The following is a 25,652-nucleotide window of genomic DNA, read 5'->3' as shown; positions in this document are numbered from 1 at the left end:
TCAATCTTTAAATATCAATTTACCCTTATACAACTCTTCAACTTCTATAACTGCAGGAATATTATAACTAATTACATCTCCTGTTGAAGTAAGTTTTCCTTTTAAAGAAACCTGTGGGTTTATCACCATATCATTTGAAGCACGATGGTTTACATATATATTGTTAGCAACTAACTCTTTCCCTTCTAACCTAGAATCGCCTGAAGCAAAAGTTATATTAAAATTTTCTGCTGCTCCTTTTAGTTTAAACGAAGCTATGCCATTAGAAACAATATTTAATGTTGTAGCATTCACTTCTATATCAAAATCACCATCAGTAGTTTCTGCCTCAGGCTCAAAAAAATCTTCTGATATTAAATTTAAAATTGGGTAATTTAAAATTCCATCACTTTTAATTAAAAAACCAGTACTACTTCTAATTTCGCTAATATTAGGCGCAGATACATAAATAGTCGTTAGCTCAAAATCTCGAACAAAATTACATTTATTTTCGTTTCTTAATTCCAAACGGTTGTCTATAACTTCTGCAGTAATATCATTTCTTAAATATTCTCCTGTTTCTATTTCTACTTTATAGTCATCACTTTGTTTTATAACAACTTTTATCCCTTCAAAAGCTATTATTCTAGTAAACTCTTCTAAAAAAACCTCTTCTCTAATGAGGTCTCCTGATTTTTGAAAACAATCTGAAGCTTTTTCACTTGCACAACTTAATAAAGTTAACACCAATAGTATCAGTATGTTGTTGAATTTTACTTTTATCATATTATAATCGTATTCCTATTCCAAACTCCAATGCTTCTGCCTTAGCTCCGTGCGATTTTAAACTTAACTCTCCAAAAACTTTATCACCAAAATAACGCTTCATACCCAATCTATTATAAACTCTTCCTTCAAAATTAAAAGGGTAATAAACATAATACCCTAATTGACTTGTAATCGACATTTTATTGATAAATAACTCATGACCAACAAAAACCCCTACTCTTTTATAATCTTGATTATTAGAATTATTATCATCAGGAAAAGCAATAGCACTAAAATTAATTAATTCTTTTAAAAAGTTTGAAAAATAAACATCTGTACCTAACTGTATTGCACTTAAAGTACCTAAACGTTTATCGGCATACCCCGAAAATATATAAAAGGGATATTGACCTGAATCGATAATATCACTTTCATTAATACCTGTTCTAAAAGCTAAATTATACCGAATAGGCTCTGTTATCTTTTTCTGGTCCGTTTTTAAAAACTCAACCTTGTCACTTTCATCTAAATCATAAATAAGACCTACGTTAAATGCCAGCGTATTAACTGAGGTATTAGGTGCTTTTACATTTGCATTTGAGTAATGAATAAATGACACCCCTGCTTTAAATCCTAAACCACTTATAATATTTTCTTTATTATAATTAAGCATCAAATACGTTGAGCTTAATATAGTAGAACCAAAAGCGTTATTTCTAAAATTAGTTTCTTTATCGTAAGGATTTGTTGCATATGCTATTCCCTGACCTGTTCTAAGCTGTAAGTTTCTTTTAAAAAAGTAGAAGTTTAAATGTGTGTACACACTATAATTACTACCAAGCACTCCATTATTAAAATCTTGATATATAAAAGAATACCCTAACTCTGGATAATTATAGCGCTGCTCCCAATCATTAAAACCAAATGTTTTTTTATTAACACTCAATAACAACCCACCCGGATGAGAATTTATTAAATGAGTAACATCAGGGTTATGCCTTAAAATTGTACCGTAAAACTGACTTGCATCAATAGTATATTTTTTAACTTCTTTATCCTCCTGCGAAAAGGAAACAAAGGAATATAAAAATACAAATGCTACTAAAAACTTATACTTCATCGCTTATTTAAAAAGAGCATCAAAAGTAAGAATTCACTCGCAACCTAGAGACACAAAATGATTTATTTAAAAAACTTCTTTAGCAATTGCTTTAATATTATTCGATTTACCCATCGAATAGTAATGCAAAACAGGAATTCCTGCTGCTTTTAATTCTTTAGATTGTTGAATAGCCCATTCAACACCTACCTGCCTAACATCAGCATTATTTTTGCAAGCCTCAACAGCTTCTACTAAATCATGAGGCAAATCAAGACTAAAAATTTGAGGTAATAATTGTAAATGACGTTTTACTGCAATTGGTTTAATACCTGGTATAATTGGCACATTAATTCCTATTTCTTTAGCAGCCTCTACAAATTCAAAATACTTTTTATTATCAAAAAACATTTGCGTAACTACATAATCAGCACCTGCATCTACTTTTTCTTTTAAACGAATTAAATCAGATTTAAATGATGGAGCTTCTAAATGTTTTTCTGGGTAACCAGCTACACCAATACAAAAATCAGATTTGTCTTCTCCCTGAACATCATCATGTAAATACTGTCCTTTATTTAAATTCTGAATTTGTGATACCAATTCAGATGCATAACAATTACCATCTTTAGTTGGTACAAAATACTTTTCATCTTTCATAGAGTCTCCTCGCAAAGCCATCACATTATCGATACCTAAATAATGGCAATCAATTAACATGTATTCCGTTTCTGCCTTTGTAAAACCACCACAAATTACATGCGGTATAGTATCTACATCAAACTTATGCTTTATTGATGCGCAGATACCTACAGTACCAGGGCGCATACGAGTAATTCTCTTATCGTACAAACCTTCTTTATCTACATAAACATATTCTTCTCTAGAAGTTGTTACATCAATAAAAGGTGGATTAAACTCCATTAAAGGATCTATATTGTCATATAAATCTTGAATTTTATTACCTTTTACTGGTGGTACAATTTCAAACGAAAACAAGGTTTTTCCGTTTGCATTTCTTATGTGGTCTGTTACTTTCATTTCCGTATTCTAATTACAATCTTACTTTTATTTTAGGCGTTTTAACAGGCTATCCGCTATATCTTTTATTGCTTTTTCAAGCAAAAAAAGGATGCCACTTCTATCCTTAACGCAGCTTATCACAAGCTTAACAATTTTTCTTTTACCGTAGTATACTTTTATTCATATTCCCAATAAATCCATCGCCCACCTACATAATCTGTCAATATATATTTTTCACTTAATGATTTTATTCTATTTACCGCTACCAGCTTTTTTGCAAAACCCTGAACAGTACAATGCTCTTCTATTTCTTTATTATTTTCATCATAACCATGAGTAATCATAAAACTACCTAAGCTAAGTTCTATAAAGTTTTTCATACTAATCGTCAGCTATATTCGTTGCCAACCAGCGTGTGGCTTCTTCTAAAGGAATATCTTTTCTATTTGCAAAATCTTCAACTTGATCTTCTTTTATTTTTCCAAGGCCAAAATAGCGTGCCTCTGGATTTGCAAAATAATACCCACTAACGCTTGATGCTGGCCACATTGCCAAACTCTCCGTTAAGGTCACTCCTATTTTATCCTCCACACCTAATAACTCCCAAATGGTTAATTTTTCTAAATGATCAGGGCAAGCAGGGTAGCCTGGCGCAGGGCGAATACCTTTGTACGTTTCATTAATCAAATCTTCATTACTTAAAGTTTCGTCTGCCGAATATCCCCAGTGCTTTATTCGCACCTCTTTATGCAAGTATTCCGCATAAGCCTCTGCCAAACGATCGGCTAGTGCTTTTACCAAAATAGAATTATAATCATCTAGATTATCTTTATAAGCATCTGCCATTTCATCGGCACCAAAACCAGTACTTACACAAAAACATCCTATATAATCTTGTTTCCCAGATGATTTAGGTGCTATAAAATCTGCTAAAGCATAATCTGCAACACCTTCACGCCTTTTTAATTGCTGACGAAGGGTTCTAAAAGTATATTTTTTACCTGCTGCATCTAGCTCAATATCATCATCACTAATGGCATTCGCTGGGAATAAGCCAAAAATACCTTTTGCCGTCAATCTTTTCTCTGAGAATATCTTTTTCAACATCTTCTGAGCATCAGCAAAAAGCTCTACGGCTTGCTCCCCTACCACATCATCCGTTAAAATATCAGGAAATTTACCATGCAATTCCCATCCTCTAAAAAATGGAGACCAATCAATAAATTCCTCTAATTTCTCTAGCTCAACTTCTTCAAAAACCTGAATCCCTAACTGGTTTGGTTTTACTATTTTAGATTCTTCCCACGCTATTTGAAACTTATTTTCGCGAGCTTCTGCAATGGTTTTATATTCTTTCTTTTTTGTTCTGCTTAAAAACTTATCTCTAAAAGACTCATAATCAAGTTTAATATCTTGCTTATAATTACTTGCCGTTTCTTTCTTTAATAAATCTCCTACCACCGTTACTGCTCTAGAGGCATCATTTACATGTACCACCGCTTGGCTGTATTGAGTATCTATTTTTACAGCAGTATGTGCTTTACTTGTCGTAGCCCCACCAATTAACAAGGGCACTTTAAAGTTCTGGCGTTCCATCTCTTTTGCTAAAAACACCATCTCATCTAATGACGGTGTTATCAATCCGCTTAAACCAATAATATCTACATCATGTTCTATAGCTGCATTAATAATTTTTTCTGGCGGAACCATTACTCCAAGATCTACAATCTCATAATTATTACATGCGAGTACAACACTCACAATATTTTTTCCAATATCATGAACATCACCTTTTACAGTAGCCATTAATATTTTCCCCGCTCCTTTATCGTCTCCTTCTTGCGGATTCAATAGTTTTTCTTCTTCTATATATGGCAACAAATAAGCTACTGCTTTTTTCATTACTCGGGCAGATTTTACCACTTGTGGTAAAAACATTTTTCCGCTACCAAATAAATCCCCAACAACATTCATCCCCGTCATCAGGTTACCTTCAATAACTTCAATAGGTTTATGCGCTGCTACACGCGCTTCTTCAATATCTTCAAGAATGTATTGATCAATACCTTTCACTAAGGCACGAGTGATTCTATTTTGTAAAGGCTCTTCTCTCCAAGATAAATCTACTTTACTTTCTTTAGCCGTACCTACTACTGTTTCTGCAAAATCTAAAAGTCGTTCTGTAGCATCATCTCTTTTATTAAGAATAACATCTTCTACACGTTCTAATAAATCTTTAGGAATATCATCATAAACCCCCAATAAACTAGGGTTTACAATTCCCATATTCATCCCTGCCTGAATGGCGTGGTATAAAAACACAGAGTGCATGGCTTCACGAACAGGGTCGTTACCTCTAAAACTAAAAGATACATTACTCACCCCACCACTTACACTACAATGTGGCAGATTTTCTCGCACCCACCTGGTTGCTTCAATAAAATCAATAGCATTCAGTTTATGCTCATCCATCCCTGTCGCTACAGGAAATATATTTAAATCGAAAATGATATCTTCTGGTGCAAAGTTTACTTCATTTACCAGAATATCATAAGAGCGTTTTGAAATTTCTAATCTACGGTCATAATTATCTGCTTGGCCCGTTTCATCGAAAGCCATAACAATAACTGCAGCACCGTAGCGCTTAATTAATTTTGCATGATGTTTAAACTGCTCTTCTCCCTCTTTTAGGCTAATCGAGTTCACCACACATTTACCTTGCACTACTTGCAAACCAGCTTCAATAATATCCCATTTAGAACTATCGATCATGATAGGTACTCTAGAAATATCTGGTTCTGCAATCACCAAATTCAAAAACTTAACCATGGCTTCTTTACCATCGATAAGTCCATCATCCATATTAATATCAATGATCTGCGCACCACCATCTACTTGATCACGAGCAACGCTCAGAGCTTCTTCAAATTTCTCTTCTTTTATTAATCGAAGGAATTTTTTTGAACCTGCTACGTTTGTACGCTCACCAACATTTACAAAGTTTGTATTTTCCGAAAGCACTAAAGGCTCTAGGCCTGAAAGTTTCAGATACCGCTTTGGTTGTCGGTTGTTAGTTGATGGTTGTTTGCTCTCTTCTATCATAATTACAACCCTTTGTACTATTTTATAAATCTGTTTAGTAGCTATTTGCAGCTAAGAATCTGATTCATTATTATTTTAAAATTATCTTCTTCTATATATAGTCAATCCAGCGCTAAAGACACAATAATTAATTATTGACCAGCAACGATTCTAGGTTTTATATTTTTCACAACATCAGCAATAGCAGAAATATGTTCTGGCGTGGTACCACAACAACCACCTACTATATTTACTAAGTTCTTTTCTACGTATTCTTTTATTTGCGCAGCCATTTCCGCTGGTGTTTCATCATATTCTCCAAAAGCATTAGGCAAACCTGCATTTGGGTGTGCAGATATCGCAAAACCTGTTTTAGCAGACAAAACCTCTAAATGAGGTACAAGCTGACTTGCCCCTAAAGCACAGTTAAAACCTACAGATAAAATTGGAATATGCGATATGGAAATCAAAAAAGCCTCTGCTGTTTGCCCTGATAAAGTTCTACCTGATGCATCTGTAATAGTACCACTCACCATGATTGGAATATCAATACCACGCTCATCTTTTACCTCTTCAATAGCAAATAATGCTGCTTTTGCATTTAACGTATCAAAAATGGTTTCTACCATTAGTAAATCAGAACCACCATCAATCAAAGCTTCAACTTGCTGTTTGTACGCTATTCTCAATTCATCAAAAGAAACAGCTCTATACCCAGGGTCATTTACATCTGGAGACATGCTTGCCGTTTTGTTTGTTGGCCCAATACTACCTACTACAAAACGAGGCTTATGTGGCTCTTTTGCCGTAAACTCATCAGCTACTTGCTTTGCAATCTTTGCTGATTCGTAATTTAGCTCATACACTAAATCTTCCATGAAGTAATCTGCCATGGCTATTGTTGTACTTGAAAAGGTATTTGTTTCTACAATATCTGCTCCTGCTGCAAAATATTGACGATGAACATCTGCTATTGCTTCTGGCTGTGTTAATGAAAGTAAATCATTATTACCTTGCAAAGGGTGTTCCCAGTCTTTAAAACGTTCTCCCCTGAAATCTTCTTCGGTAAATTTATGACGTTGAAGCATTGTTCCCATAGCTCCGTCTAGTACCAAGATTCGTTCTTTAAGTATGTCTTTTATGTTTTTCATTATAATGCCTTCATGTTCAAAAAAATGCTTTGCGTTATACTTTTTCGACTTTGCTATATTTAAAATAATAGCTACACTTATAATTTGCTTGATAATACAAATTAAGGAGTATCGAATAGCCTAGACATTCGCTTTTATTGCAAATGAAACGCTCTAATATTAAAATATCAAGTAAAGTAAAAACTAAGACGAAATGTTTCGCTTTTGTTATCTATTTCAAAACAAGTATGGTTTTGAATAGAACTTAGCACCTTCTTTTTAAGTAATCTACTTTTAAAAGGGTTGCCAAGGCTTCATCGGGTCTAATCCCTCCACCTTTCTTGATAACTATTTTCAATGTTGCAATGAACTGTTAGTACTGACTGCAAAGAAACACCACAGCACAATTAAAACCAAATAAACTATACAATAAAAGCCTTCAAACGATAAGGAATGAAGGCTTTTAAAATATAAATAAGTTTAAAACTTAAGAGATACTTTGCACCACTTCTTTTTTAGCTTCTTTTTTAGTTCCGTCAAATCCTTCGACACCACCTACGGTAGTATATTTCATTACATAACGTTTACCTGGGTTAACAATTTGATATGCATACTGACACATGACAGCAGCCTCATGAAAACCTGAAAGGATTAATTTTAATTTACCCTCATACGTGTTTACATCGCCAATAGCGAAAACACCTGGTATGTTTGTTTGATAATCTTTAGCGTTGTTTACTTTTATTGCATTTTTATGAATATCTAATCCCCAATCGCCAATTGGACCTAGTTTTGGAGAAAGACCAAATAAAGGAATAAAGTTATTTACTTCTAAAATAGTATCTTCTTTTTCCTTATCGTTATGCTTGATTACCACAGATTCAATCTTACCATCTCCTGCAACACCAATAACCTCTGCTTCAGTAAATAATTTAATTTTACCAAGCTTTGCTAATTCTGATGCTTTCTCTACAGAATCTAATGCACCTCTAAATTCATTTCTACGGTGTACTAAAGAAACTTCTGAGGCAACATCTGCTAAGAAAATAGCCCAGTCCAAAGCAGAATCTCCACCACCTGCAATCACTACTTTTTTATCGCGATATACTTCTGGATCTTTAATAAAGTAATTAACTCCTTTATCTTCAAAATCAACAATATTAGGAATTAATGGTTTTCTTGGCTCAAAAGAACCCAAACCACCAGCAATAACAACTACTGGCGCATGATGTTGTGTGCCTTTATTTGTCGTAACAATAAAAGTACCATCTTCTTGCTTATCTAACGTTTCAGCACGCTCACCCAATGTATAACCAGCCTCAAAGGGTTTGATTTGTTCCATTAAATTATCTACCAATGTACCTGCTAAAATTTCTGGAAAAGCTGGAATATCGTAAATAGGTTTCTTTGGATATATTTCAGAACACTGACCACCAGTTTGTGGTAATGCATCAATCAAATGACATTTTAATTTTAATAATCCTGCTTCAAAAACGGTAAACAAACCTGTTGGTCCTGCTCCAATAATTAAGATATCTGTTTTTATCATCTCTTTACTAATTCAAAAAATTCTTGTTTGAAATAATGCTTAAATTATTACTGTAAACTTACAACAGTAAAATAAATTAACCATTTACCTCATCTACTTGTTTATACGTATTTATTGCACTGCTAAGTGCTTCTCTATGCTTAACAACCTCTCCAATTATTATAATTGCTGGGTTTGTTAATTGTTGTTTTTCTACTTCTTTTTTAATAGTCGAAATAGTTGCTATTCCTATCTTTTCGTCTTCTCTTGTACCATTTTGAATAATAGCAATAGGGGTTTCTGATTTTCCTTCTTTTTCAAACAAAGCTACAATTGCAGATAGTTTTGACATACCCATTAAAATAACGACCGTAGCGTTTGATTTTGCCGCTAAAGCAACATCCGAAGAAAGTTTATGCTCTTTCGTAGTACCTGTAATTACCCAAAAACTTTCAGCAGCACCTCTTTTAGTTACTGGTATATTTTGAGATGCAGGAACAGCTACTGATGATGAAATACCTGGAACCATAGCTACATTTAAACCATGTTTTGCCGCAAATTCCATTTCTTCTGCACCACGACCAAAGATAAAAGGATCTCCACCTTTTAAACGAACTACGTGTTGCGATTGACCACGTTGCACAATTAGCTCATTTATTTGTTCTTGCTGATATGCATAGCACCCTTTCCGTTTCCCAACAAAAATAAGTTCTGCTTGCTCTGCATATTGTAATAATTCTGGATTTACTAATGCATCATACAAAACAACATCAGCAGTTTGTAATGCTTTGATTGCTTTTAATGTAATTAAATCTGGATCACCAGGACCCGCACCAATTACAGTAAGCAAACCTTTGCTATTACTCATATTTATATGTTTTGTATTGTTACTCATTATTAGTTAGCCTTTGCTAATTCTGCCGTTCTAAACTCTTGTACTTTTTGCAAAAAGTTTTTTGTATCATTCAAATAGTTTGTAGCAAATTCTTCAGTTGGCTCATTTTTGTTGATTTGAAGAATAAATTCTTCAAAACCTCTACCCAATGCTATTCTATTATTTGCGATAAACTTCTCATCAAAATCTTTGATAATGCCTGCATGCGTATTTGTTTTTTCATTCTCAGCAGTAAGTATCGCTTTCGCTGTATTTACCATTGATGAATACGAATGATAAATACTCGCTGCCCACTTACCTTCTTGAAGAGTAGTTTCTGCTGTTTGTATTTTCTCTTCACTTTCAAATAAAAGTGTTGCAATCAAATCGATTACTACACCTGCACACTCACCTACACCAATTGCTTTTATATATTCTTCTGAATTACCCCAATCGATAAAATCATCTGCAGTTAAATTATCTACATTAGTTAAATCTTTCAAGAAATCATAAAAATACATTTGCTCTTTTTCAGCATAGTAATCCGGGAATGACAGTCCGTTACCGTTAGCATCATAATCGTTTAAAATTAAACGCAAGGCCTCTGGCCCTCTTTTACTTGGTATTTTAACTACTTTATCTGCAAATCTACCTTCTCCATTACCCATATTACCACCACCTAACAATACTTGAAGCGCTGGTGCTACTAATTTATTTTTTGTACGAACAGACATTCCTTGAAAACCAATGTTTGCCATATTGTGCTGCCCACAAGCATTCATACACCCACTAATTTTTATAACCACGTCTGGATTATTAATATAGTCAGGATATTCTATTTTCATTATTCTTTCTAGCTCTTCAGCAATACCTGTACTACTTGCAATACCTAAATTACAAGTATCAGTACCTGGGCAAGCTGTAATATCTATAGCCTTATCGTAACCAATTTCTGTAAAACCTAATTTCTTTAATTCTGTATAGAAAAAAGGAACTAATTCTTCTTTTACATAAGGTACTACGATGTTTTGACGTAAACTAAGTCTAATTTCATCAGCTGCATACTTCTCCACTAAATCAGCCAAAGCACGAGCTTCTTTCAAATAAAAATCTCCTAAAAGAACTTTTATACCGATAGCTACATATCCTTCTTGCTTTTGAGGGATAATGTTTGTTGTTTTCCAAGCATCAAATTCTTTCTGATCTTCAATTACCACATTAGGCACATCTACTTGTGCAATTTGCGGCTTTGGATATGAATCTGCATCAATTGGAAAAGATTTCATCGGAACAGCAGTCTGCTCTTCTTCTAATAAAGCTTTAAAACCATCTAATCCTAAATCTTTCATTAAGAATTTTAAACGTGCTTTTGCTCTACTTTTACGCTCTCCGTATCTATCAAAAACACGAACAACACCTTCCATTAGTGGAATTATTTTATCAGTTGCTAAAAAATCATACAACAACTCTGCATGACGTGGTTGTGAACCTAAACCACCACCTAGCATTACTTTAAATCCTCTTTCTCCATTTTCAATTTTAGCTATAAAGCCTAAATCATGCATGTACGAAAGTCCTGTATCTGCATCACTAGAAGAGAAAGAAACTTTAAATTTTCTTCCCAACTCTTGACTTATTGGGTTTCTTAAAAAATACTCAAATAACGCATGTGCATAGGGTGAAACATCAAAAGGCTCATCAACATCGATACCCGCAGTTTCACTAGCTGTTACGTTACGAACCGTATTACCACAGGCCTCACGAAGTGTAATGTCTGACTTTTCAAGCTCTGCCCATAATTCTGGCGTTCTATCCAAATCAACATAGTGAATTTGAATATCTTGGCGCGTAGTTATATGCAAACGACCTTTAGAATACTCTTCAGAAACATTAGAAATTGTTCTTAATTGCTCAGAAGAAACTTTACCGTAAGGCAACTTTATACGAATCATTTGCACGCCTTCTTGACGCTGACCGTAAACTCCACGAGCTAAACGTAGACTACGAAACTTTTCTTCGTCTATCTTACCGTTGTGGAACATATCAATTTTATTTGCTAAATCGATAATATCCTTTTCTACAATCGGGTTCTCTATTTCTGTTCTAAAACTTTGCATTCTTTTCTAGTATTTAGTAGTTCACATTCAATAGTGGTTTTTAAATTCCTCTATTTTCTACTTACCACATTTTTATTTCGCTCTAATTCGTTTTCTAGTTACTGTATAAAACCAGCTCCTACAGTACTATTTGTTTTAGTATCAATTAAGATAAAAGACCCATTAGTACGGTGCTTTTTGAAAGCATCGAAGAAAATTGGCTTATTTAATTTAAATGTTACCTCAGCAATATCATTCATTCCTAAAGATGTTACATCTTTATCAATACCTGAATAATCAGGATTAATTTTATGGTTGATAGATGCTACTTTAGCTAAAACTTTATTAACACCATGTTGTACAACATACTTGTTACCTGCTTCTAATTTTTCAGAATCCATCCAAGATATATTTGCAGTAAACTGCTTATCAATTTTTGGAAGATCATCAGCTCTAACAATCATATCACCTCTACTCACGTTAATTTCGTCTTCTAAAGTGATGGTTACGGAAGAGCGTCTTGAAGCAGTTTGATATTTCTTATCGTAAGCGTAAATTTCTTTTATTTTAGATTTTGTTTGTGATGGTAAAGCAACAACCTCATCGCCAACACTTAACTCACCACCGTATACCTTACCTGCAAAACCTCTGAAATCATGAAAATCGTCTGTTTTTGGACGAATTACATACTGAACTGGGAACCTAGGAGTACCTGCATTGAAAATATCTTTACTATCTAAATTCTCTAAATGTTCTAGTAAAGTTTGACCTGAGTACCAAGGTGTTTTTTCGGACTTATTTACAACGTTATCACCTTTTAAAGCACTAACAGGAATAAATGTAATATTCTGATCTTGATAATCTCTTTTCGCCATTAATTCAGAGAAGTCTGCCTTAATTTCGTTGTATCTTTCTTCAGAAAAATCAACCAAATCCATTTTATTAATAGCTACAATAACATCTTTTACACGAAGTAAGTTATTGATAAAAAAGTGACGATTTGTTTGTTCGATTACACCTTTACGAGCATCAATTAATATGATTGCTGCTTGCGATGTTGAAGCACCTGTAACCATGTTACGTGTATACTCAACATGACCAGGAGTATCTGCTATTATATAACTTTTCTTTGCCGTTGAAAAGTAAATATGCGCAACATCAATTGTAATACCTTGCTCACGCTCAGCCACTAAACCATCTGTAGCCAAAGAAAAATCTAAATAATCATATCCTTTTTGCTTACTTGTTTTTTCGATAGCTTCTAACTTATCGCTAGTTAAAGATTTTGTATCATACAGTATTCTACCAATTAAGGTACTCTTACCATCATCTACACTACCTGCTGTTGCTATTTTTAGTACTTCCATTTTGTATTTTGTTGTTGTTTGCTGCTTTTTTGATTTTCACCAAAATAATAGCAATCTATATTTTTATTTAGGTTGATATGTATTTAAAAATCAACTACTAAAAGTATCCTTGTTGTTTTCTTTTTTCCATCGCTGCTTCAGAGCGCTTATCATCAATACGCGCTCCACGCTCAGAAATACTCGAATCTCTAATTTCACTTACCACTTTATCAATACTAACTGCATCAGAAAGCACTGCTGCTGTACAAGACATATCGCCTACAGTACGAAAACGTACTAAACGCTCTTGAACAACTTCATCTTCATCACGAAAAACAATACCATCTTCAGCAGACCATATCATTCCGTCTCTTACGAAAGTTTTACGCTTGTGTGCAAAGTATATAGAAGGAATTTCAATTTCTTCTTTTTGAATGTAAGACCAAACATCTAATTCCGTCCAGTTAGAAATAGGGAAACAACGAACATTTTGACCTAATTCTATTTGTCCATTTAACATATCGAACAACTCAGGGCGCTGGCTTTTTTCATCCCACTGACCAAAATCGTCACGAACAGAAAAAATACGTTCTTTTGCTCTTGCCTTTTCTTCATCTCTACGTGCACCACCGATACAAGCATCAAATTTAAACTCTTCAATAGCATCTAATAACGTTGTAGTTTGCAAAGAATTTCTACTAGAATATCTTCCAGACTCTTCCTTAACTTTACCTTGATCTATAGAATCTTGAACATTACGAACAATAAGCTCTAAACCAAGTTCTTTTACCAATCTGTCTCTAAATTCAATAGTTTCAGGAAAATTATGTCCTGTATCAATATGCATTAAAGGAAAAGGAATTTTTGCTGGCCAAAATGCTTTTTGAGCCAAGCGAACTAATGTAATAGAATCTTTACCTCCAGAAAATAACAAAACTGGCTTTTCAAATTGAGCAGCCACTTCTCTAATAATATAAATTGCTTCGTTCTCTAATGGATTTATATGCGATGTATCTTTCATCTTTTTGTTTAAGTCTTTTTTGTACTATTCAAATCTAAAATTAGAAGTGAAATTTAATTTTGTAATCTATTCTTTATGTATGTAACCCACATTCACGGTTTTCTAAAACCTTAGTTGGGTCAAAATATTTATGCTCGTTCGGTAACTTATACTCTTCTAAATATGCATCTAATTGCGCATCTTCCCAATGGTAAAAAGGACTCACCTTTAAAACACCATCTTTGCTAACACTAAAAATATCTAAAGAGTTACGTAAAGCTGTTTGCCCTTTTCTTAAATTTGTAAACCAAACACTCGGCTTATGCTCTGCCATTGCTCTACCAAAAGGCTCTAGTTTTACTTGCTCTGTAAAAATGGCATGATTTGCATCATCAATACCCGGTATTCCCATAACGGCATCTCTATGAGAAGATGTTTGCTTAGGCACATATAAATGAATATTTAAACCTAATTTTTCAATCAGCTCCTCGGCATGTTTATATGTATTTGGTGTATTATAACCAGTATCACACCATATAACCTTAATATCTTTATTTACTGCAGTTACTGCATGTAAAATATTTACTTCGTATGGTCTAAAATTAGTAGTTACAACGGCATTAGGTGTTTGCTCTAATGCCCACGCTATAATTTCAGAAGGTGTTGCCGTAGCAAACCTTTTGTTCCATTCTTGTATGTTTTCTTCTGTAAAAGCCATAACCTTTATTATTTACCCCATTTAATTTTAGCCCATAATCTCTCATGGAAAAAATACAACAACATTTTTGTAAAAAGCTCTACCACACCAATTGAAAAAGCTAATTTTAAAGTTCCTGTAACCAACCAAGAGATAATTATAGTATCAATAGTTCCTATAATTCTCCAACTAATAGATTTTACAATACTCCTTTTAGGATCTTCAGATTTACTGTCTTCCTTATAAGTTGCTTTCGTATTTTGTTTGTCTAAAATCAATTGCTCTGTAATCATGAAATTAATTTTTCTATTACCCCACTAAACTAATAGAGTATTCAAAAATAAAACTTTTATTGATACTAAGACGTTAAAAACTATATAAAATTACTTATACCCTATAGTTTTAGTAGATTTTTAATAAAATTGAATAAAAATTATTAATTTGATAAAAAATAAATGTAAACTGAGATTAAAAAAAGACCTGTTTTATGAAGGAATAAGGTCTGACAACATTGTATTTCTGTACACTTCTAAATTACTATCACGTACTTGCAACATTAATTTATGTACACCACAAGTGGTTTCATCTGGGCAGTCGTCACATTTTTCATAAAAATTAAGACTCACACAAGGCACCATAGAAATAGGCCCTTCTAGTACTCGCATTACGTCTGTCATTTTTATTTCAGATGGATCTTTAATTATATAGTATCCTCCACCTTTTCCTTTTTTACTTCCTAAAAACCCTGTTTTACGTAAAGACAACAAAATAGTTTCTAAAAACTTTTGTGAGATATTCTCCTTATTTGCGATTTCAGCAATCTGAACAGGCTTTTTATCTTTTTGGCTAGCCAAAAAAGTAAGCGCCTTTAACCCGTATTTTGTTTTCTTTGAAAGCATAAGTCGCTAAGATATAAAAATTAATATTCGAATAGGTTTTATATCTCTCAGCGAGGTAAAACTAAAACGCTTAATACTAAAAATGTTTAGCTGTATTTTAATTGTAAGTAAATAAATAATCTATAGTAGATAAAATAAGACTACACCCGACAAATAAAATATCGTTTATTTTCGATGAAACGCTCTATTTTGATTATTATTCTTACAATAATTACTCTATATTGCTACACGTAAATAAATTTGTTTAAACACAGTTTAGAAAAAAACTAGTTAACAGAACATAATAAAAACGCATGGCAGCACAATCTATCACTACTATTTATATTGGCAATAAATAGATAAAATCTTTTAAACGTTTAATTTTACAACAAAACATAAATGACCATCATACTTTACGGATAGAATGTCAGAGCAATTCTCTTGAAAACCAAACAAGCGAATTTACTTCTGAAACAAAAACCTATTTAGGGGAAGATATTACTGTTTCTATTACATCAAAAACCACTTTAGAAAATGATGTGCCTTTAGAGTTTTTTGGTATTGTAACCTCAGTCCGAAATTCAAAAGGATATTTAGATAATAATTTAGTGACTATTACTGCCCATAGCCCTACTATAATAGCCGATGACGGACCACACTACCACTCGTTTATAGAAAGAGATTTGAATACTATTGTACAAAATACACTAAGCAATTACGATACTAGAAAACTTAGCACCGGTAGTGATGAAGATGGTTCTTTATATAATGAAATCCTAAGAGGTAACAATGATTTTTTTTTGATATGAGCACCCGTAAATGGATGAAAAAATGATAATCTATGGCAAAAACTATACGCGCCTCAGATTATAAATAAAAATGGCTGTTTAATGCATAGCTTATATTATAATTCGAATAGATTATTGTTCTTATGTTATTTAAAAAAAACTAAATTTAATGGCTTAACTAATTGCTATTATTTTACTTATAAATAAAAAAACCAGAAAATATAACCATCATTACTGCGTTAAACAATTATGATCAAAAACATTGCAGAATCGTCAATAGCTATCGGAAAAGAAGCTGGTAAAGGAATTTTAAAACATATTTTATTTATAGGCTTTAGTTTAATACTTTTTATTATAGCAATTATAATGGTTGGTGTAACTGAAGGCGGTGCAGGTGTTCCTGCTAGTGGTCACACAGGTGGAGCTGGAGCAGCAATAGGGCTATTATCTCTTTTTGTTATAGATTTTTGGCCAATGTTACTTTGTATAACAAGTTTATTATTGTTCCCTTTTCTTTACTTCTCTATAATTAATAAAAGTATTGTACATGCTTCTCTTTTTAAGCTTTGGAAAAAAAACTTAGAAGGGTGGTTTATAACTAAAATTAAAGAGTATTCTGCTAAATATTTTTCTGGAGAAAATAAAGCTTCTATAATTAATGATAAAGCAACTTTAAAAATAAAATTAATTCAAGATATTCAAAATGATAAAACAAATTCGAGATGGCAGCGAAAAATATTTTCTTTTATACTTAAAAAAGTAAAATTAGATGATTTTGATGCTACACAACCTGATGCAAAACTTAGTGACTTTATCGTTGAAAAAGCTATCAATTTTGTTTCTGATTTAGGTGAACCAAGTAGCAAACCTTTATTTATAGTATTTGGCTCTCAAATAGTAGTTTTAATACTTGCTATAGTATTTAATAATTAAAATAAAATCTTAAAAACATACTTTCATCACCTAAAAGTTTATAATTCCTTTATTTTATCTCAACATAAATCTCAAACATGAAAAAGATTAATCTACTAGTATTCGTATTTCTGATTACGTTATTTGTATCATGCGATAAAGAAGAAAATTCGGAAAACAATTTAGCTGAAAATTCTGCAAAACTCGTCGGAGACTGGAAACTTGTTGGTTACGATGTAGAAGATGCTACAATAGCATCGAATATTGATGGCGTAGAATTCTCAATCCCAACAACTATAACTGGTAAAGATTTTGATGCTTCCCTACGTTTTTCCGAAAACCCTAACGTATTTACTAGCGAAGGTAGTTTTGTTGTTTTAATTGAATTTGAAGCAGAAGGAGAAACATATTCACAAGAAGAAGTTGTTGAAGATTTTTTAAGTGATGGAGAATGGGTCTTAGAAGAAGGCTTATTAATTGCTACTACAGAAACAGAAGATGCCATTGCCTATACTATAAAAACACTTACAGATACTTCATTAGTTTTAGAATATGATTTATCGTTAAGTAGAGATGTAGATGATGTACCTTTTACTACCACTGGTACGTATATTATGACGCTTGAAAAAGAATAAACAATATCTATAATATTAAAAAAGCTCCTTTTAAAAATTTAAAAGGAGCTTTTTTAATTACCCTAAGGCTTGTTTTATATCTGTAATAATATCATCTATATGTTCTAAACCGACAGATACTCTTACTGTTCCATCAGTAATATTCACAGCTTCTCTTTCTGTTACAGACAACTTACTATGTGTAGTTGATGCAGGGTGTGTTACGATACTTCTTGAATCTCCTAAATTAGCAGACAAAGAAAGTAATTTAATAGCATCAAAAAACTTTCTACCAGCTTCTAAACCTCCTTTTACCTCAAAAGCAACAATACTACCACCTGCTTTCATTTGCTTTTTAGCAACTTCATACATTGGGTGCGACTTTAAAAAAGGATACTTTACCCAACTTATTTTTGGATGATTTTCTAAAAACTCAGCTAGCTTTAAAGCATTATCGCAATGACGATCTACGCGGACTGCCAGTGTCTCTAAACTTTTTGAAATAACCCATGCATTAAACGGTGATAAAGCTGGACCTGTAATACGAGAAAATCGGTATACTTTATCCATTAATTCCGCACTACCAACCGTAATACCTGCTAACACACGACCTTGCCCATCCATCAGTTTTGTTCCTGAATGAATCACCAAATCGGCTCCAAACTTAATTGGTTGTTGCAAATAAGGTGTTGCAAAGCAATTATCTATAATTAAAAGTAAATTATGCTTTTTTGCAATTTTACCTAAAGCCTCTAAATCTAAAACATCAACGCCAGGGTTTGTTGGCGATTCTGCATAAATAAATTTAGTAGTTGGTTTAATCAACTTTTCAATACCGTCTAAATCATCTATTTCAAAATAATCAGATGTGATATTCCATTTCGGTAAAAAATTTGTAAATAAACTATGTGTAGAACCAAAAATATTACGAGATGAAATTACATGATCTCCACTATCTAAAAGTGCTGCAAAAGTTGAAAAAACTGCTGCCATACCAGAAGCAAAAGCAAAACCAGCCTCTGCTCCTTCCATTTTACAAACCTTTTCAATAAACTCATTTGTATTCGGGTTTGAGTATCGAGAATAAATATTTCGATCTTTTTCTTCGCTAAAAGAAGCACGCATATCTTCAGCATCATCAAATACAAAACTTGATGTTACATACATTGGCGTAGAATGCTCTAAAAATTGCGAGCGCTCTGTTTGCGTTCTTATTGCTTCTGTTTCGAATTTGTTTTTACTCTCCATTATCTAATTTTTCTCTATAATTCTTAATATATCTCCAAAAACACCACGTGCAGTAACTGCTGCTCCTGCCCCAGCACCTTGAATTACTAATGGGTTTTCTCCGTAAGATTCTGTATATATTTCAATAATTGAATCAGAACCTTTTACTTGGCCTAAAGCACTTTCTTTAGGTACAGATACTAATTTCACCTCTAAATTACCTTTTTCTTTTTGTAAATCTCCTGACAAATCACCTACATAACGTAATACATGATTCGGTTTTTGTTCTTTTTTAATCTTCTCAAAAACTGAATCTAATGATTCTAATTGCCTATTAAATTCACCTACCTCAACATTTTGCAAGGCATTAGGTATTAAATTTTGAATACTAATATCTGCAAATTCATTACTTAAATCTAACTCTCTAGCTAAAATTAATAATTTGCGACCAACATCATTCCCCGATAAATCTTCACGAGCGTCAGGCTCTGTATATCCTTGGCTTATTGCTTCTTTTAAAATAGATGAAAAAGGCCTATCTACTTCTGAAAATGTATTGAATATATAACTTAATGAACCAGAAAAAACACCTTTAATTCTTGTAATGTTCTCACCTGACAAATGCAACAATTTAATAGTATCTATTAAAGGTAATCCTGCGCCTACATTGGTTTCGTACAAATATTGCTTCTGACTTTTATCTAATTGATTTCTCAAATTTTGATAAAAATTAAAACTTAATGTGTTTGCTATTTTATTAGACGACACCAAATCAAAACCATTTTCAATCATTAGAATATATGATTCCACAAATGTTTTACTAGCCGTATTATCAACAGCTATTAAATTTTCTAAATGATGTTCTTTTGCAAAATCAAAAATAGTATCTAAAGAAAAAGATTCTCCGTTTGCCTCTAAATCTGATTTCCAATTATCTGTAATTCCTTTTTTACTTAGTAGCACTTTTCTAGAATTGGCAACTGCAAAAACATTTAACTGAATACCTTTACGCTCTTCAATATTTTTTGCAGATTTTAAAATCTGATCTATTAGAGTGCCACCAACATTCCCATGACCGAAAAGGGCTATGTTTACTTTTTTACTAATTCCGAAAACTTGCCCATGCATGACATTTAAAGCCTTATACAAATCTTTACGCCTAACAACTAAACTCACGTTTTTACCTGTAACCGTATTGTTAAAAAGCAATGGGCTAATTTGATTTTTAATCAATTCATTGAAAGGCTTGTGAAATGAACTTAAATCTTGACCTACTATAGATATTACAGAAACATCGGTTGTTACCGTAATCATATTCACATCTTTAGTTTCAAAATCTGAACTAAATTCTTCAATTAAAACTTCTTTTGCTTTTTCTGCTTTATCTGCATCAACTACAAAACCAAGACCTCTTTCTGATGAACCCTGAGAAATTATATTCACACTAATATTATTTATACTAAGTGCTTTAAATACTCGAGCATCAACACCAACCTTACCTAATAAACCACGACCTTCAAAGTTTACCAAGGCAACGTTTTCTATTACTGACAAAGATTTAATTCCTTCTTTATTTGTTTTTGCACTAATTAAAGTACCTTCATTATCATCATTAAAAGTGTTTAATATTCTAAGCGGGATATTTTTCTCAATTAATGGAATAATTGTTTTTGCATGTAATATCGTAGCTCCAAAATTGGCTAGCTCATTTGCTTCTCCGTATGATAATTCTGCTATTTTTTTTGCATCTGCAACATAATCGGGGTTAGCAGTATAAATACCATCAACGTGAGTGTAGTTTTGCAATTCAGCTGCATCTAAAAAATTGGCAATTAATGCTGCTGAATAATTACTACCATTCCTACCTAATGTGGTTGTTTCATTATCTGCGTTTGAGGCTATAAAACCAGTAATGACTGGCACACAATCCGTATCTAATCGTGAAATTTCTAATAATACGTTTTCTTTAGATATTGCTTCTTTTACCTGAGCATCACCAAAATTACCATCTGTTTTTATTAAGTTTCTAGAGTCTATAAATCTAGCTTTAATGCCTTTATCATTTAATAATTTAGCCGTTACTTTTCCTGAAATTAACTCTCCATAAGCTAAAACCTGATCTTTAACTTTCGAACTATAATCACCTAAAAGAGAAACTCCTTCAAATAATTTTTCTAATTCTTTAAATTCTTTAGACAAATCAATATTAAAATCTGCATTTTGATAGTCTTTAAATGACTCAAAATCTTTTAAATAATCTTTACGTTTAGATGCTTTTTTAAGTATATTTTCTAATTGATCCGTTGCTTTACCTCTGGCAGAAAGAACGACTCCAATATTTTCTCCTTTTTTAACTTTAGCAGTAATGATATCTAAAACACGATTAAGACCATCACCATTTGCTAAAGATTTACCTCCAAATTTTAATATTTTTATACGCTGACTTTTTCCATTCTGATCAAAAATTCCTTTTAGCAATTGTTCCATTTGCTGAAACTCAATTAAAAAAGCATCATGACCATGTAGTGATCTAATTTCACCGTATGTAACATTACTATTTACTTGTGCTATTTGCTTGTAGGTGTCTTTGTTTTCTTTTGCTGTAAAAAACAAATCGGAGTCTACACCTATAATATGAATATTGGTTGCACTCTTTTCTATTACCGTAAAAGCATCTTTATTATTACGTGTAATATCAATTGTTTTTAATAATTGATTCATCAGTTTATATGCTGATAACTGAAAACGCTCTTGCAGTTTAGTACCATGATGCGTCAACCAACTTTCTACATTGAAAACCTGTAATTCTTCATTTGTACTACGCTTAAATCGCTCTTTAAAAGATTCTGGTGTACGATAGCATAACATTGCATGCATACGCGCATCATGTACTGGCTGACTAGAGTTTAATAAAAACTGCTCTTGAATCTGGCAATTAGCGATCAACCAATCTGTAGATTTCCAATCTGATGCTACAGGTATTAAATGCTCGGTTAAGTTTGGTGTTAATGCTACCATTTCCCAAGCTATACCACCACCCATTGAGCCACCAATTAATGCAAAAAGCTTTTCTATTTTAAGTTTTTCAAGTCCTAATAAAAAAATCTTCGCTATATCTTGAGCTACAAAATCTTTATAATCTTCCAAAATAAACCCGTCATGTCCATTACCAGGTACATTAAATGATAGAATCGTATACTTTTGAGTATCTATACATTTTCCATCTCCAATTAATGCAGACCACCAACCGTTTTCACCAGCAACATCCGAACTTCCTGTAAGTGCATGATTTACCAACACTATTGGTGCTGTGTGCAACTCTGGCCCAAATACTTGGTAAGACAATTGAATGTCTTGAGATACACCGCCGTAATTGGTATAGTTATTTATTTTTAAATGATGTAACATAGTATTTTATTTAAACCTACTAAGTCTTTAAAAAAATTAGCAGGCACTAATAGTTATAAACTAAAATATTTTAAAGTGATGCAAAAGCCTGAGTCAAATCTGCTTTTAAATCTTCAATATCTTCTAAACCAACAGACAAACGAACTAAGTCTTGTGGTACACCTGCAGCATCTTGTTGTTCAGCTGTTAATTGTTGATGTGTTGTACTTGCTGGGTGAATAATTAAAGATTTTGTATCGCCAATATTAGCTAGCAATGAGAATATTTTGGCTGCATCTGTTACTTTTTGAGCAGCTTCAAAACCACCTTTTATTCCGAAAGTAACTAAACCACTTTGACCTTTTGGCAAGTATTCTTTTGCTAAATCGTAATATTTACTACTTTTTAAACCTGGATAATTTACCCAAGCTACTTCTTCTCTACTCTCTAACCAAGTCGCTAATTCTAAAGCATTGGCACTATGTTGCTTTATACGAACAGGCAGAGTTTCTAAACCTTGAATAATTTGAAATGCATTAAATGGACTTAAAGCACCACCAAAATCACGTAAACCTTCTAAAATCAATTTAAATGTAAATGCTGCAGCACCCAACGCTTCGCTATATACTAAACCATGGTAACCCGCTGAAGGTTCTGTAAACTCAGGGAATTTACCATTTGTCCAATCAAAAGTACCTGCATCAATTATTGCCCCACCAAGTGAAGTTCCTTGACCACCAATATATTTTGTAAGTGAATGAATAACTAAATTTGCTCCATGCTCAATTGGATTTAATAAAACAGGTGATGCTACTGTATTATCAACAATAAAAGGAACTTCTGCTGCTTTAGCTTCTTTTGAAATCGCTTTTAAATCTAACACATCTAATTTTGGATTTCCAAGAGATTCTACAAAAAAGGCTCTTGTATTATCTTGTACTGCTTTACCAAAATCTTCGGGGTTTGATGCATCAACAAAGGTTGTTGTAATTCCTAATCTTGGTAAAGTAACATTCAATAAATTAAAAGTACCACCATACAAACTACTTGAAGCAACAATATGATCTCCTGCTTTTAAAAGCGTTAGCAAACCTGTAGCTATTGCTGAAGTACCAGATGCAAAAACTACCGCACCTACACCACCCTCAACAGCAGCTAATCTATTTTGTAAAATTTCGTTTGTTGGGTTATTTAAACGTGTGTAAATAAACCCTAACTCTCCTAAAGAGAATAATTTTGCGGCATGGTCCGTGTCTCTAAAAACATATGATGATGTTTGGTAGATTGGAACTGCTCTTGTACCTGCAGTTTGTGTTGTGTCATGTCCTGCATGTAATGCGTTTGTTGCTAATTTGTGATCACTCATGATTTTTTTGTTTTTCTAAATTAATTAATAATATAAAAAGTCAAACTTATTAATCAGACCACTGTCTGAGTTAAGTGAAAATCAAAAAGTTATTAAGAAGAAATATTCAAATGCTCTAGAAAAGCAATTGATTTATTTGTTATCTGCCGCCAATGCCGTGTAGCACATTTGGTAGAATTTAGCACCTTCATTGTTTCATAAATGAGAACAAAGGGTTGCTAAGGTTTCAAAGGGTCTATTCCCTCCACCTTTCTTGATAACTATTCAATACGTGTTTGAACTTGTAAGCTGCAAATTAACTATGGAACTTTTAAAATTCCTAATAATTAACTAATATTTTTAAATTCACTTCTAATTGTTAAAAAATTTCCTCTACTGATTTTTAGCAAAAAAATAGAGGAAACTTTTTTGAATAATTTATATGTTGAATGCTGATTTTATAGCCTCAATTGTATCTAATTTTTCCCATGTAAACAACTCAACTTCTTTTTCTACTTTACCGTTGTAAGGAGATTCGAAAGTTTTAGTTACTGTAATAGGCTCTTTACCCATATGGCCGTAAGCTGCTGTTTCTAAATAAATAGGATTACGTAATTTTAAACGTTCTTCTATAGCAAACGGACGCATATCAAATAATTCAGCCACTTTTCTTGCAATCTGACCATCATTCAAATTTACTTTTGCAGTGCCATAAGTATCTACATAAATAGATGTTGGTTCTACTACGCCAATTGCATAACTTACCTGTACTAATATTTCATCTGCTATACCAGCTGCCACTAAATTTTTAGCTGCATGTCGGGCTGCGTAAGCTGCACTTCTATCTACTTTACTTGGATCTTTACCACTAAATGCTCCACCACCATGTGCACCTTTGCCACCGTAAGTATCAACAATAATCTTACGACCAGTTAAACCTGTATCGCCATGAGGGCCACCAATTACAAACTTACCTGTTGGGTTTATATGGTACGTAATAGCATCATCAAACAAAACCTGAATACCTTCTGGTAATTGTGCTTTAACTCTCGGTATTAAAATTGAAATTATATCTGTTTTTATCTTAGCTAACATTTTTTCATCGTTAGCATCAAAAGCATCATGCTGTGTAGAAACTACAATCGTATCAATACGCTGCGGAACATTGTTATCATCATACTCAATAGTTACTTGTGCTTTTGCATCTGGCCTTAAATAACTTATTTCTGAATTTTCTCTTCTTAAATCAGCTAATGCTTGTAATATTTTGTGTGAAATATCTAAAGCCAAAGGCATGTAGTTCTCTGTTTCTTTGGTTGCATAACCAAACATCATACCTTGATCACCAGCTCCTTGCTCTTCTTTAGAACCACGATCTACACCTTGGCTAATATCTTTAGATTGCTCATGTATTAAAGAAATAACACCACAAGAGTCTCCACTAAATTGATATTCGCCTTTTGTATATCCGATTTTATTGATAACGTCTCTAGCAATTTGCTGAACGTCTAAATAGGTATCACTCTTAACTTCACCCGCTAAAACAACCTGACCTGTAGTCACTAATGTTTCGCATGCTACTTTACTTTCTGGATCAAAAGCTAAAAAATTATCTAAAAGTGCATCACTAATTTGGTCTGCTACTTTATCTGGGTGTCCTTCACTAACAGATTCTGATGTAAATAAATAAGCCATTATATGGTTTTATCTTTTAGGAAGACCTGACTAAAAACACTGAAAAAGAAGATAGCAACTAATTAAAAAATTAGTCACAACTGCTTTAGCATTTTTTACGAGGTTGCAATCAGTCAAATCCTTCCTCAAATTATTAATGATACAAAAGTATAAGAAATGATTCTATTTAAAAAAATGTTTAACAA

Annotated in this window: 21 protein-coding genes and 2 riboswitches; of the genes, 3 read left to right on the top strand and 18 right to left on the bottom strand. The window is 32.8% G+C overall.

Features of this window, described 5'->3' with window-relative positions; genetic code table 11:
• The 14 genes from H0I23_RS00505 to H0I23_RS00440 all read right to left on the bottom strand — a co-directional run bounded on the left by H0I23_RS00505 (position 1) and on the right by H0I23_RS00440 (position 15,520).
• A complete protein-coding gene (locus tag H0I23_RS00505; protein ID WP_216784521.1) occupies positions 1-765 on the bottom strand; it encodes a head GIN domain-containing protein in 765 nt (254 codons plus the stop codon).
• 1 nt (position 766) lies between these two features.
• Positions 767-1,867: an acyloxyacyl hydrolase gene (locus tag H0I23_RS00500; RefSeq protein ID WP_216784520.1), complete on the bottom strand. Its 1,101-nt coding sequence runs from the start codon at positions 1,865-1,867 to the stop codon at positions 767-769.
• A 66-nt stretch (positions 1,868-1,933) separates the two neighbouring features.
• Entirely contained in the window at positions 1,934-2,887 is a 954-nt protein-coding gene (gene metF, locus H0I23_RS00495) for a methylenetetrahydrofolate reductase [NAD(P)H] (protein ID WP_216784519.1), read from the bottom strand.
• A gap of 158 nt (positions 2,888-3,045) precedes the next feature.
• On the bottom strand, positions 3,046-3,249 hold the full coding sequence (locus H0I23_RS00490) for a hypothetical protein (RefSeq protein WP_216784518.1): 204 nt from the start codon (positions 3,247-3,249) through the stop codon (positions 3,046-3,048).
• Position 3,250: 1 nt separating this feature from the next.
• Positions 3,251-5,971 carry a methionine synthase gene (gene metH / locus H0I23_RS00485; RefSeq protein ID WP_216784517.1) on the bottom strand — a complete coding sequence of 907 codons (2,721 nt, stop codon included), beginning with the start codon at positions 5,969-5,971 and terminating at the stop codon, positions 3,251-3,253.
• Between the two features lie 131 nt (positions 5,972-6,102).
• The gene (locus tag H0I23_RS00480; RefSeq protein WP_216784516.1) at positions 6,103-7,101 is read right to left on the bottom strand and encodes a homocysteine S-methyltransferase family protein; all 999 of its coding nucleotides are present in this window, start codon (positions 7,099-7,101) and stop codon (positions 6,103-6,105) included.
• A 204-nt stretch (positions 7,102-7,305) separates the two neighbouring features.
• Positions 7,306-7,431, bottom strand: a riboswitch (SAM riboswitch).
• 136 nt (positions 7,432-7,567) lie between these two features.
• Positions 7,568-8,629 carry an NAD(P)/FAD-dependent oxidoreductase gene (locus tag H0I23_RS00475; RefSeq protein ID WP_216784515.1) on the bottom strand — a complete coding sequence of 354 codons (1,062 nt, stop codon included), beginning with the start codon at positions 8,627-8,629 and terminating at the stop codon, positions 7,568-7,570.
• 76 nt (positions 8,630-8,705) lie between these two features.
• The gene (gene cobA / locus H0I23_RS00470; RefSeq protein WP_371736647.1) at positions 8,706-9,476 is read right to left on the bottom strand and encodes a uroporphyrinogen-III C-methyltransferase; all 771 of its coding nucleotides are present in this window, start codon (positions 9,474-9,476) and stop codon (positions 8,706-8,708) included.
• A 29-nt stretch (positions 9,477-9,505) separates the two neighbouring features.
• Positions 9,506-11,599, bottom strand: coding sequence for a HEPN domain-containing protein (locus H0I23_RS00465; protein WP_216784513.1), 2,094 nt, complete (start codon positions 11,597-11,599; stop codon positions 9,506-9,508).
• Between the two features lie 98 nt (positions 11,600-11,697).
• Positions 11,698-12,945 carry a sulfate adenylyltransferase subunit 1 gene (locus tag H0I23_RS00460; protein WP_216784512.1) on the bottom strand — a complete coding sequence of 416 codons (1,248 nt, stop codon included), beginning with the start codon at positions 12,943-12,945 and terminating at the stop codon, positions 11,698-11,700.
• Positions 12,946-13,042: 97 nt separating this feature from the next.
• Positions 13,043-13,945, bottom strand: coding sequence for a sulfate adenylyltransferase subunit CysD (gene cysD / locus H0I23_RS00455; protein WP_216784511.1), 903 nt, complete (start codon positions 13,943-13,945; stop codon positions 13,043-13,045).
• 73 nt (positions 13,946-14,018) lie between these two features.
• A complete protein-coding gene (locus H0I23_RS00450; protein ID WP_216784510.1) occupies positions 14,019-14,642 on the bottom strand; it encodes a phosphoadenosine phosphosulfate reductase family protein in 624 nt (207 codons plus the stop codon).
• An 8-nt stretch (positions 14,643-14,650) separates the two neighbouring features.
• Positions 14,651-14,914 (bottom strand): DUF2061 domain-containing protein, encoded by a 264-nt coding sequence (locus H0I23_RS00445; RefSeq protein WP_216784509.1) that lies wholly within the window; start codon positions 14,912-14,914, stop codon positions 14,651-14,653.
• A 192-nt stretch (positions 14,915-15,106) separates the two neighbouring features.
• Positions 15,107-15,520, bottom strand: coding sequence for an Rrf2 family transcriptional regulator (locus tag H0I23_RS00440; RefSeq protein ID WP_216784508.1), 414 nt, complete (start codon positions 15,518-15,520; stop codon positions 15,107-15,109).
• Between the two features lie 518 nt (positions 15,521-16,038).
• Between H0I23_RS00440 and H0I23_RS00435 the strand changes: the two genes are divergently transcribed.
• The 3 genes from H0I23_RS00435 (at position 16,039) to H0I23_RS00425 (ending at position 17,834) form a co-directional block, all read left to right on the top strand.
• Entirely contained in the window at positions 16,039-16,308 is a 270-nt protein-coding gene (locus H0I23_RS00435; protein WP_216784507.1) for a hypothetical protein, read from the top strand.
• 228 nt (positions 16,309-16,536) lie between these two features.
• The gene (locus H0I23_RS00430; RefSeq protein WP_216784506.1) at positions 16,537-17,220 is read left to right on the top strand and encodes a hypothetical protein; all 684 of its coding nucleotides are present in this window, start codon (positions 16,537-16,539) and stop codon (positions 17,218-17,220) included.
• A gap of 77 nt (positions 17,221-17,297) precedes the next feature.
• A complete protein-coding gene (locus H0I23_RS00425; protein ID WP_216784505.1) occupies positions 17,298-17,834 on the top strand; it encodes a hypothetical protein in 537 nt (178 codons plus the stop codon).
• A gap of 57 nt (positions 17,835-17,891) precedes the next feature.
• On the opposite strand, the gene H0I23_RS00420 is transcribed toward H0I23_RS00425, so the two are convergent.
• The 4 genes from H0I23_RS00420 to metK all read right to left on the bottom strand — a co-directional run bounded on the left by H0I23_RS00420 (position 17,892) and on the right by metK (position 25,467).
• Complete coding sequence (locus H0I23_RS00420; RefSeq protein WP_216784504.1) at positions 17,892-19,061, bottom strand: PLP-dependent aspartate aminotransferase family protein; 1,170 nt, start codon at positions 19,059-19,061, stop codon at positions 17,892-17,894.
• A 3-nt stretch (positions 19,062-19,064) separates the two neighbouring features.
• Positions 19,065-22,448: a bifunctional aspartate kinase/homoserine dehydrogenase I gene (thrA, locus tag H0I23_RS00415; protein WP_216784503.1), complete on the bottom strand. Its 3,384-nt coding sequence runs from the start codon at positions 22,446-22,448 to the stop codon at positions 19,065-19,067.
• Between the two features lie 70 nt (positions 22,449-22,518).
• Positions 22,519-23,793, bottom strand: coding sequence for an O-acetylhomoserine aminocarboxypropyltransferase/cysteine synthase family protein (locus tag H0I23_RS00410; protein WP_216784502.1), 1,275 nt, complete (start codon positions 23,791-23,793; stop codon positions 22,519-22,521).
• 136 nt (positions 23,794-23,929) lie between these two features.
• Positions 23,930-24,056: riboswitch (SAM riboswitch) on the bottom strand.
• 154 nt (positions 24,057-24,210) lie between these two features.
• A complete protein-coding gene (metK, locus tag H0I23_RS00405; protein ID WP_216784501.1) occupies positions 24,211-25,467 on the bottom strand; it encodes a methionine adenosyltransferase in 1,257 nt (418 codons plus the stop codon).
• Positions 25,468-25,652 lie beyond the last annotated feature (185 nt).

This window comes from Cellulophaga sp. HaHaR_3_176, from assembly GCF_019021925.1.
Taxonomy (GTDB): Bacteria; Bacteroidota; Bacteroidia; order Flavobacteriales; family Flavobacteriaceae; genus Cellulophaga.
The sequence above is the reverse complement of the archived record's forward strand: the minus strand, read 5'-3'. Positions and strand labels throughout refer to the sequence as shown.